Raw genomic sequence first — 9,976 nt, forward strand, 5'->3', positions numbered from 1 at the left:
GTGGGAGAAGGTGCCTGAGCGAAGCGAAGGCGGATGAGGGGTGTTGGACGGAGCGCCGACGCCTCATTCCTTCCAGCACCCCTCATCCGACCTCACCGTCGCTCCGCTCGGTTCGGCCACCTTCTCCCACAAGGGGAGAAGGGAGGGGCTATTTCGCCGGCGCCTCATAGACCTTGGCCCAGCGCCTGGCGCTCTCGGCGTGCAGTTCCTGGACGACGGGGTGGACCTTGCCGCTGGCGGCTCTCGACAGGCGGCGAAATTCCTCGGGCGACAGCACGACGGCCTCGCCGCTGCACACGCACCGGCTCGGTCTGCGCCATGTTGATCAACTCGCCGAAGCGATTCCTGGCGTCGGTGGTGGAGATGTTTTCATGGGAAAAGGGTAGCTGAATTGGCTAATGGGCAAGTTCGGAATGGCGAATTTGCCACGCATGCCCGCTCAAGCGTCTCAGTCGGGCGACGAGGCGTTGAGGAACGCAAGTCAATCCTGCTTCCTCTCAAAAAAATCATCGAACAATCTTCCCCAGTCGTCCACTTGCTTACCATCAAGCTTTTTTATCTCCTGGGACAACAGCTTTCTTTTGACTGCGATGGCCAAAGGCACTTTCCATCCCTTCTCCAGAGTGTGCCCCGACGAGGCGGCCCATTTCTCGATTTGCGGCACAATCGGTGATGATGCTTTATGTACGTCTTCGAAGGAATTTTCGAGCCGAATTTCCCGATCTACCACCGCAACAAACAAATCTGGCGGTACAATATCCTCGATTTCCGCGCCTTCAAAGCCAACATATTCCGCTATGTTTAGTATTCTCTTTTCAACACCTTTGTACAGTTCCTGCTTCAACTCTTTGGCAGCACTCCGACCGACGGTATCATCATCGAGCAAAACGATCGGTAGCTGATCGTCCCGCCCAAGCAATATGCTCGAAATTACTTTAACGCTCTTCGCCCCGCCGCTTGGCGGGAAAACCAATTCTTTTGGAGGCGCAATTCGCCCAGCGCCAATAAGCAGGGTCTTGATCGCTGAAAGAATGTATTGATCTGACGGTCCTTCCACAATGACCGGTTCGCAGCCGATCAATAAGCTTTCCGCAACGTGGAGGTTTAACGCAGAACTCAAAGCGTATGACGCACCGGGCTGACTTTTCCTTGACTCGCCTTCGTTTAAATTGCCTGTAGCCTTCGTGGAACCATTCTCCGAGACGTAAACTTTTCGAGCCTGATCCAAGTTATCGGCATCGACCAAAAATGGCGAATGCGTTGTGAAGATTATCTGATTGGTAGTTGCAAGGTTTACAAAGAAGCTTGAAAGATTTTTTTGAGCTAGAGGATGAAGCGATAGGCCAGGTTCGTCAAGCAGAAGGAAAGCATCCTTGTGCTCCCCTTCGCTTTCTACCAAGAACACCAAATAAAAACTTAGGAACCACTGAAGGCCAGTGCTACGCCCTTCTAGCTCCACCTCTTCCGGCCTGCGGTCATCGCTCACCCAAATCCGAAAATGGTCGCCGTCTGCTTCAAATCGGAATCGATAGTCGCCTTGCTTCCACCAATCCTTAAACTTGGAAGTTAGCTTAGTACCGGCAGATTGCAAAAGAATCGAGCGCTCTTTCCTTTTTTTTATTTATTGCTTCGATTTCGGCCTCAGTTGGTTTCCGATTTGGGTCAGCTGGATCTTTGAAGTCTCGCCCAAGCTCCAGTATCTCTTTTGGATCTAATCCAACAAAGCTGAACAAGACCTTTAGCGTTCTAGCCTTGGCAGCCTCTTTCGCGCCTAAGCCGGTCCGCGTTAGATTATCAACTACATGAGGAAGATAAATCTCCGAATCGAGATTCCCGTAGTTTGAATAATAGAGAAAGACGGGCAGTCTGGGCTTTATCGCTTCCCATGCACCTTCCACTGCTGTGGGCGCCGGTCGATTAAATATGTTATACACGTTCTCAAATTCGGCATTCGCCTGAGCAAGACGAGGATGAATAGCGCTCGTCTTTGCATGAGAGTCATTATATAGATTGAATATTTCTTGGTATAAATTTTCAAATTCTGCTGAAGTTACCCTGTCCTTAATTCCAGATTTAATATGATCTATCGTGGTTAGGCATTTTTCCTTTAATCCGCTCTCTGCAGCCAGCTCCTTTGCCTCTTTAATGCCTGCACTAAGACTTACGAGTTCTTTCACAATAGGGCTGGAGTCAATTGATTTTGGTGGCGCAGCATCTGGAAAGCTCCAAATGAATCCGTCTCCATAATTCTTCCAAATGTGTAACCTTCTAACCTGTTCCGGGCTATAACCGGTTAAGGACGAAAATTCTTTTGCAAATTCTTGGAGATCGAACTCTGCCTGAACGAATCTGTAGCCAGTTGGGTTAGCCCGAATTGCACCGTAGTTATTTTTCGGAAAGTCGGCTGTCGGTTCAATTCCACCTTCCTTTGCCGGGTTCAGTTTCCATAGAGGCAACAAAAGATTTGTCTTGCCGGACTCGTTCACACCAACAAACGCGGTAACGTCGTCTACGTCGATCCAACCGCTGTCGTCCACGGATCGGAAATTGGTTACGCGATACCTGAGCAGCTTCATCGCTTAATCCCCCCACAACGATTGCGCGATTATCGCCCGATTCGGTTAGAACACAAATCCACGCAGGATAGCAAAATGCACTGCACCAAGAGTGCCTAATGACGGCTATGAAGACCTCGGCGCATCAGTAGCCCTCATGGTGAGCCCGTCGAACCACGAGGGCGCTGGCACAAGCCCCTCATTTGCGATTTCCGGCACTTGGCCTCGCGAAATGCTCGGCTAAGATGTTGAAATCGCCCTCTCCCCCTTTCGGAGCAGATAGCGCTGCACCGCCGTCCGCGCCAGGATGCCAACGCCCGAGATTGCGGCGAGACTCGGATCGCCCCGAGTCCTCCAAATTTTTTGGCGCAAATCTATCCACACCCCTCCGCGCCGCCCCCATACTACGTCCGCCCGAAACAGGAGTGCGTGATGGGACGATTTGAGTGGATGGGGGAGATAAACCGTCACCGGTACGTGCTGGAGCACATACTGGCGCTCCTTCTCCTCATGGCGTCGCTGGCCGACCATGCGGCCGGCCTGCCCTTGCGCCGTCGCCGCACCGTGCTCGAAATTCTAGGCCGAGGCGAGGCCGAGGCGCGTGCTTTTGTCCTCGGCATGGCGACCGGCGCGCCGGCATGCGGCGGCGATGTCGCGCCGGAGCCGGCGCCGCTCGATGACGCCGCTAACCTGGCGGCGGGTTTGCGGGTGCTGGCGCTGGCGCTGGGCGTCCTTTTGGCGCAGGCCCGGCGCGTCGCCGTCGAGGCCGGGCCGCGAGCCGGTCTGTCGCCGCCCAAGCCGGCCGGATCGGCCCGCCCGTGGCGGGAGGCCCCGGCGCTTCCCGCGCCCGATACATCGTGAGGCACACCTGAACGGCGACGGCTTCTCGAAAACCTGGCGAAAAGACTTGCGCCGCCGGGAACGCGATGCCGCGCCCTATCTCCCCGCAAGGGGGGAGATAAAGGCGCTTAGCTATCCCCCATCTTCAGCGCTTCGATGAACGCCGCCTGGGGGATGTCGACCTTGCCGAACTGGCGCATGCGTTTTTTGCCCTCTTTCTGCTTTTCGAGGAGCTTGCGCTTGCGGGTGACGTCGCCGCCGTAGCATTTGGCCGTCACGTCCTTGCGCAGGGCGGAGATGGTTTCTCGGGCGACGATGCGGCCGCCGATCGCCGCCTGGATCGGGATCTTGAACATGTGCTGCGGGATCAGCTCCTTCAGCTTCTCGCACATTGCGCGGCCGCGCTTTTCGGCCGCCGTGCGGTGGACCAGCATGGAGAGCGCGTCGACCGGCTCGTCATTGACCAGGATCGACATCTTGACCAGGTCGCCCTCGCGGTAGTCGGTGAGCTGGTAGTCGAAGGAGGCGTAGCCCTTGGAGATCGACTTCAGCCGATCATAGAAATCGAACACCACCTCGTTGAGCGGCAAATCGTAGATGAGCATTGCGCGCTTGCCGACATAGGAGAGGTCGGCCTGGACGCCTCGCCTGTCCTGGCAGAGTTTTAGGATCCCGCCGAGATAATCGTCGGGGGTCAGGATGGTGGCGCGGATCCACGGCTCCTCGATCGAGGCGATCTTGACGAGGTCGGGCATGTCGGCCGGGTTGTGCAGCTCCTTCACGGAGCCGTCGATCAGGTTCATGCGGTAGACGACCGAGGGCGCGGTGGCGATGAGGTCGAGGTTGAATTCGCGCTCCAGCCGCTCCTGGATGATTTCGAGGTGGAGCAGGCCCAAAAAGCCGCAGCGGAAGCCGAAGCCGAGCGCGGCGGACGTCTCCATCTCGAAGGAGAAGCTGGCGTCGTTGAGGCGCAGCTTGCCCATGGCGGCGCGCAGATCCTCGAAATCGGCGGCGTCGACCGGGAACAGGCCGCAGAAGACCACGGGCTGCGCCGGCTTGAAGCCGGGGAGCGCGGCGGCGGTCGGGCGCTTGTCCTCGGTGATGGTGTCGCCGACGCGGGTGTCGGCCACCTCCTTGATCGAGCCGGTGAGGAAGCCGAACTCGCCGGGGCCGAGCTCGTCGACGGTGACCATTTTCGGCGTGAAGACGCCGGTGCGCTCGACCAGGTATTTGGCGCCGGTCTCCATCATGCGGATGGTCTGGCCCTTCTTCAGGCGGCCGTCGATGACGCGGACGAGGACGATGACGCCGAGATAGGTGTCGTACCAGCTGTCGACCAGCATGGCCTTGAGCGGCGCGTCGATGTCGCCCTCGCGCGGCGGCGGAAGCTGGTTGACGATCGCTTCCAAGACGTCGGGAATGCCGAGGCCGGTCTTGGCGGAGATGTAGACGGCCTGGGAGGCGTCGAGGCCGATGACTTCCTCGACCTGCTCCTTGATGCGCTCGGGCTCGGCGGCGGGCAGGTCGATCTTGTTCAAGACCACGACGATCTCGTGGTTGTTGTCGATCGCCTGGTAGACATTGGCCAGCGTCTGCGCCTCCACCCCCTGCGAGGCGTCGACGACGAGCAGAGAACCCTCGCAGGCCGAGAGCGAGCGCGACACCTCGTAGGCGAAGTCGACATGGCCGGGCGTGTCGATGAGGTTGAGGATGTAATCCTCGCCGTTCTTGGCGCGGTATTTCAGGCGGACGGTCTGCGCCTTGATGGTGATGCCGCGCTCGCGCTCGATGTCCATGGAATCGAGCACCTGCTCCTTCATGTCGCGCAGCTCGAGCCCGCCGGTCGACTGGATCAGGCGGTCGGCAAGCGTCGACTTGCCGTGGTCGATATGGGCGACGATGGAGAAATTGCGGATGTGGGAAAGCGGCGTTGTCATGCGCGCGCCTTTAGCAGGGGCGGTGCGGTGCGGCAAGCGCGGCGCTTTGGCAGGCTCGGGACAGGCGCTTTGGCAGGCTCAGCCCTTCGACAGGCTCATCCTTCGACAAGCTCAGGATGAGGGACGGCGCGGCAACCGCAGATCGTATTGGTTGTATTTCAAGCACTAATGCAATCTATAGTTGACTTTCCGTTTGGGAAGGAACACCATGGCTGCGGGGTTGGACATCGGTCCAGGGGAGCGGTCGCGTGCAGGGGTCAACCGCCTATGCGGATCTGGAAAACGCGCTGCCGGGCGGCGGCGACGGGCGGATCACGATCGCGGTGCTGGACGGGCCGGTGGACCTTGCGCATCCCTGCTTTGCAGGCGCGCGGCTGACCGAACTGCAGACGCTGGCGGCGGGCAGCGGCGGCGGGCGGGCGCTGGCGCACGGCACGCATGTCGCCAGCGTCATCTTCGGCCAGCCGGGCAGCGCGGTGCGGGGCATCGCATCGGCCTGCCGCGGGCTGATCGCGCCGATCTTCTCCGACGCGGGCGGCGGGCTGACATGCTCGCAGCTCGACCTGGCGCGGGCGATCCTCTCTGCGGTCGAGCACGGCGCGCACATCATCAACATCAGCGGCGGACAGCTTACGCCGTCGGGCCTGCCGGAGCCGATGCTCGCGCAGGCGGTGGAGACCTGCCTCAGGCGCAACGTGCTGATCGTGGCGGCGGCCGGCAATGACGGCTGCGACTGCCTGCACATTCCGGCGGCGGCGCCCTCGGTGCTGGCGGTCGGCGCGATGGACCATGACGGCGCGCCGCTCGCCTCCAGCAATTGGGGCGCGGCCTATCTCGCGCAGGGCGTGCTGGCGCCGGGCATGGCGGTTATCGGCGCGGCGCCCGGCGGCGGCACGGTTTCGAAGAGCGGCACGAGCTTCGCCACGCCATACGTCTCGGGCGTCTGCGCCCTGCTCGCGGCGGCGCAATTGGCGAGGGGCGAAGCGCCCGACCCGCACGGAATTCGCGCAGCGGTCCTGCGCAACGCGAAACCCTGCCCGGAAGGCGCAGCCATGGGCTGCGAAAAGTTCCTGGCCGGCAGCATCGATATCGAAGCAACCATCAGAGACCTTGGAGGGGGACACGACATGAAGACCGAGATGGATATATTCGCCGACCGGGACATGGTCTCGCAGGCGCCCGCCGAAGCCTTCCGACCGTCGGCGATCGCACCTTCGGCGGCGGGCGGAGCGATCGCGATGTCGAGCGAGGACGCGCCGGAAACGGCGGAGGAGTTTGCACAGCCCGCTGGCGTGACCGCATCCGGACAGATCGAGCCGTCGGATTGCGGCTGCAGTTGCGGCGGCGCGGGCAAGAAGAACGGCGGGGAGCACAAAGACTGCGGATGTGGGTGCGGCGGCAAGGGCGGCGAGGCCAAGAAGCCGCAGCTCGTCTATGCGCTCGGCAAGCTCGGCTACGATTTCGGCACCGAGGCGCGCCGGGATTCACTGGCGCAGGCCATGACCGGCGAGGCCAACAATCCGCTGCTGCCGAACCACCTGCTCGCCTATCTCGACGCCGCTCCCTATGACGCGTCCGCGGTGATCTGGACGCTCAATCTCGACGCTACGCCGATCTACGCCATCGTCCCGATGGGGCCCTTCGGGGCCGACGCCTATGTGCGCCTGCGCGAGGCGCTCCGGGCGCAACTCAACGAGGGCGTCGAGCTGATCTCGGTACCGGGCGTGATATCCGGCAGCATGCGGCTGCAATCCGGCCAGATAGTGCCGATCATCGTGCCGGCGATCCGCGGCATGTATAGCTGGGCGACGCAGCCGCTGGTCACGCATGTGCTTGGCGCTGTGCCCAAGGCGGCGGCGGAGCGCGAGACCTATGAGAGGTTCTCGGCGGGGCTCAGCAACTTCCTCGACCGCGTCTATTACGACCTGCGCAACCTGGGCGTCACCGGCGAGGAGCGGGCGATCAACTACTCCGCCACCAATGCGGTGCAGATCGCCGACGTGATCCGCAGCACGACCAGGGATCAGCTCGATCTCGACCGGCTGGCCGTGAAGAAGAGCCCGGTCTGCCGTCCGGATTCGGACTGCTACGACGTCGAGCTTTCCTTCTTCAATCCGAACAACACCAACGTCGCCAACAGGGTCTATCGCTTCACGGTCGACGTAAGCGACGTCATTCCCGTCACCGTCGGCGCGGTGCGCAGTTGGACGCGGAGGGCGTGATGCCCGGTCACGCGGCGGGCGTGATGTACGGTCACGTGGCAGCCTGCATCAGATGAAGCACACAACATTTCCATGAAGCATGAAACCGAGAAGGAGAAACGACCATGAGACTGCCTAACCAAGCACGGACCGTTATCCGTGGCAGAAGTGCCGATCCATTCAATGGTGCGGTTGGATTGTCGGGGTGCAATGTCTTTAAGGCCATCAGGTGCGCTGCTTCCGTGGCAGCATGCGTCGCCTCATGTGCCGCGGGACCGGCAGCCTGCATCGCCTGCTTCGCAGGCATAGGCGCAAGCGACTGCATGGATTGTCTCTAACTTGAATGTGTCGCTGCGGGAGCGGCATCCAGACCCTTCTTCAATGGGGGTCTCGAAGCAAACCGCGCATCCCGAGCCGGTCCAGAGGAGAACTGCGATGAAGTTTCCGACCCAGGCCAGGCCCGTAGCCCGGCAGACGAGCAAGACTCGCGACGAAACAGCAGGCATCGCGCCGTCCGATTGCTGCGGCGCGGGCCGGTGTTGCGTGGGCGCCTGCCTGCCGTTCGGCGGCGGCTGCGCAGGCATATGCGTTCCCAATATCGGCCAGTGCTGAATGTGACGCATAGCTGAGCGTTGAAGCGGGCAAGCTGACGCTGCCCGCTTCAACGCGGATGGAATTCAGACTCAAGGATACGCGGCACGGCTACTCGCGAGCTGTGTGGGCGGCGCGCTCCGAGCGAAATTTCTATTCGGCCGCGACCACCGCCGGCCGGGGCATTGCGGCTTGGGCGGCCGGCGTGAACAGCATCTTCACGAAGCTGCGGAAGGCAAGGATCTGGCGCTGCAGGATGCTTGAGTCGCCGAGCGCCCGCGACATGATGATGCTGCCGTCGATCAGGCAGGAGAACATGTCGCCTACATCATTGATGTCGACGGCATCTTGTGGCGGATAGGCTTCCGCCACGCCTGCAAGGGCCGCGCGGAAGCGCTCGCTCCACTTGCGCACCTCATCGGTGGTCAGCGCCCGCACCTCGCGATCGAACAGGCGTTCCTGGTAAACAAAGGTAGCGAGCAGACAACCCGGATGGCCATTCGGCAGATCGCCCATGACCTCGGCGAGCAGTTTCAGCGTGATCAGGAAAGACTGCAGCGGGTCGTCGGAGAGTTGCCGCCCGCGGTCGAATACGTCGTCGAAGATGCGGTCGTTCTTCTCGACGTAGCGCAGCATCATTGCGCGGGCGAGTTCGCTCTTGTCCTTGAAGTGGTAGAAGAAGCCACTCTTGGTGATGCCGGCTTCGGCGATCACCTCCTCGATCGAAGTCGCGCCGAATCCCTTGGCGAGCACCGAAGACTCAGCGATCTCCAGAATACGTTCGCGGGTTTCCTCACCCTTGCGCATGATCAATCCCCTCGAATTTGCTGTACCTGCGGTACAGTTTCCGGCCGGCGAACAGTAACCGGCAATGACGCGAGCCGTATCAGGTCCGGCTTATCCTTCTGAAATTTCAGCAGTTCCCGCTTCGACGGAGCTACCGGACCACAAGCTTTCTAGTTCACGTGCGGCCGATGCGGATAAAACACGGCCATTCCGAACCGACCGCAGCCAGCGGCGCGGGAATTATCCTATCACCGGAGACAATCATGGCCAAGTACCGCCAGAATCTGCCGCAGCTCGCCAACAGAACTTTCCTGAGCGATGGCGGCATGGAAACAACGCTCATCTTCCACGAAGGCATCGATCTTCCGCATTTTGCTTCCTTCCCGCTGATAGCGACCCTGGAAGGACGGCAGCAGCTCAAGGAGTATTATGTCCGATACCTGACGATTGCCCGCCAGAGCGGGACAGGCTTTATCCTCGACACGCCGACCTGGCGGGCTAATCCCGATTGGGGAAAATTGCTCGGCTATGGACCGGAGGCGCTGCGCGCCGTCAACGAGGATTCGATCGCGCTGCTGCTTGAATTGCGCCAGGAATTCGAAACGCCCGAGACGCCCTGCGTGATCAGCGGCGCGATCGGACCGCGCGGCGACGGTTACAAGGCCGGCCGGATGGAAGCCGGGGAAGCGCAGGCCTATCACGCGGCGCAGGTCGAGAGTTTCGCACGCACCGACGCCGACATGGTGGCGGCCTATACGATGAACACTGTCGAGGAGGCGATCGGCATTGCAAGCGCGGCGAAAGCGGCGCGGATGCCCTGCATGGTCTCGTTCACCGTCGAAACGGACGGCAGGCTGGCCACGGGTACGGCGCTCGGTGAGGCGATCGAGAGGGTGGACGACGCGACGGGCGGCTCGCCAGCCTACTATATGATCAATTGCGCGCATCCGACGCATTTCATGCAGGCGCTGAAGAAGGGCGAGAAATGGCTCGACCGCGTCTATGGCGTCAAGGCCAACGCCTCGGCCAAGAGCCATGCCGAACTGGATGAGTCCACGACGCTCGA

General features: G+C 60.8%; 8 protein-coding genes. 3 read left to right on the top strand and 5 right to left on the bottom strand.

The window, feature by feature from the left end:
• Positions 1-148: 148 nt before the first annotated feature.
• From MAXJ12_RS36470 to MAXJ12_RS38410, 3 genes are all read right to left on the bottom strand, one after another.
• Entirely contained in the window at positions 149-298 is a 150-nt protein-coding gene (locus tag MAXJ12_RS36470) for a hypothetical protein (protein ID WP_008834102.1), read from the bottom strand.
• A gap of 183 nt (positions 299-481) precedes the next feature.
• Positions 482-1,486: an ATP-dependent nuclease gene (locus MAXJ12_RS38405; RefSeq protein WP_202946672.1), complete on the bottom strand. Its 1,005-nt coding sequence runs from the start codon at positions 1,484-1,486 to the stop codon at positions 482-484.
• 85 nt (positions 1,487-1,571) lie between these two features.
• Complete coding sequence (locus MAXJ12_RS38410) at positions 1,572-2,576, bottom strand: AAA family ATPase (protein WP_202946673.1); 1,005 nt, start codon at positions 2,574-2,576, stop codon at positions 1,572-1,574.
• Between the two features lie 411 nt (positions 2,577-2,987).
• On the opposite strand from MAXJ12_RS38410, the gene MAXJ12_RS02175 reads away from it, so the two are divergent.
• On the top strand, positions 2,988-3,416 hold the full coding sequence (locus MAXJ12_RS02175; RefSeq protein ID WP_139043766.1) for a hypothetical protein: 429 nt from the start codon (positions 2,988-2,990) through the stop codon (positions 3,414-3,416).
• Between the two features lie 107 nt (positions 3,417-3,523).
• Here MAXJ12_RS02175 and lepA read toward each other — a convergent pair whose 3' ends face one another.
• Positions 3,524-5,332 (bottom strand): translation elongation factor 4, encoded by a 1,809-nt coding sequence (gene lepA, locus MAXJ12_RS02180; RefSeq protein ID WP_008834105.1) that lies wholly within the window; start codon positions 5,330-5,332, stop codon positions 3,524-3,526.
• 248 nt (positions 5,333-5,580) lie between these two features.
• Here lepA and MAXJ12_RS02185 point away from each other — a divergent pair, with 248 nt between their 5' ends.
• Entirely contained in the window at positions 5,581-7,554 is a 1,974-nt protein-coding gene (locus tag MAXJ12_RS02185) for a PatA/PatG family cyanobactin maturation protease (RefSeq protein WP_008834107.1), read from the top strand.
• 723 nt (positions 7,555-8,277) lie between these two features.
• On the opposite strand, the gene MAXJ12_RS02190 is transcribed toward MAXJ12_RS02185, so the two are convergent.
• Positions 8,278-8,931: a TetR/AcrR family transcriptional regulator gene (locus MAXJ12_RS02190; RefSeq protein ID WP_040584644.1), complete on the bottom strand. Its 654-nt coding sequence runs from the start codon at positions 8,929-8,931 to the stop codon at positions 8,278-8,280.
• Between the two features lie 242 nt (positions 8,932-9,173).
• Here MAXJ12_RS02190 and MAXJ12_RS02195 point away from each other — a divergent pair.
• On the top strand, positions 9,174-9,976 hold an 803-nt coding region (locus tag MAXJ12_RS02195; RefSeq protein WP_008834110.1), incomplete at its 3' end, for a homocysteine S-methyltransferase family protein.

Origin of the sequence: Mesorhizobium alhagi CCNWXJ12-2 (genome assembly GCF_000236565.1) — a bacterium.
GTDB lineage: Bacteria > Pseudomonadota > Alphaproteobacteria > Rhizobiales > Rhizobiaceae > Allomesorhizobium > Allomesorhizobium alhagi.

Coding starts and splice junctions, on each gene's coding strand:
- MAXJ12_RS38410 (WP_202946673.1), bottom strand. CDS start 2,576: ATGAAGCTGCTCAGGTATCGCGTAACCAATTTCCGATCCGTGGACGAC.
- MAXJ12_RS02175 (WP_139043766.1), top strand. CDS start 2,988: ATGGGACGATTTGAGTGGATGGGGGAGATAAACCGTCACCGGTACGTG.
- lepA (WP_008834105.1), bottom strand. CDS start 5,332: ATGACAACGCCGCTTTCCCACATCCGCAATTTCTCCATCGTCGCCCAT.
- MAXJ12_RS02190 (WP_040584644.1), bottom strand. CDS start 8,931: ATGCGCAAGGGTGAGGAAACCCGCGAACGTATTCTGGAGATCGCTGAG.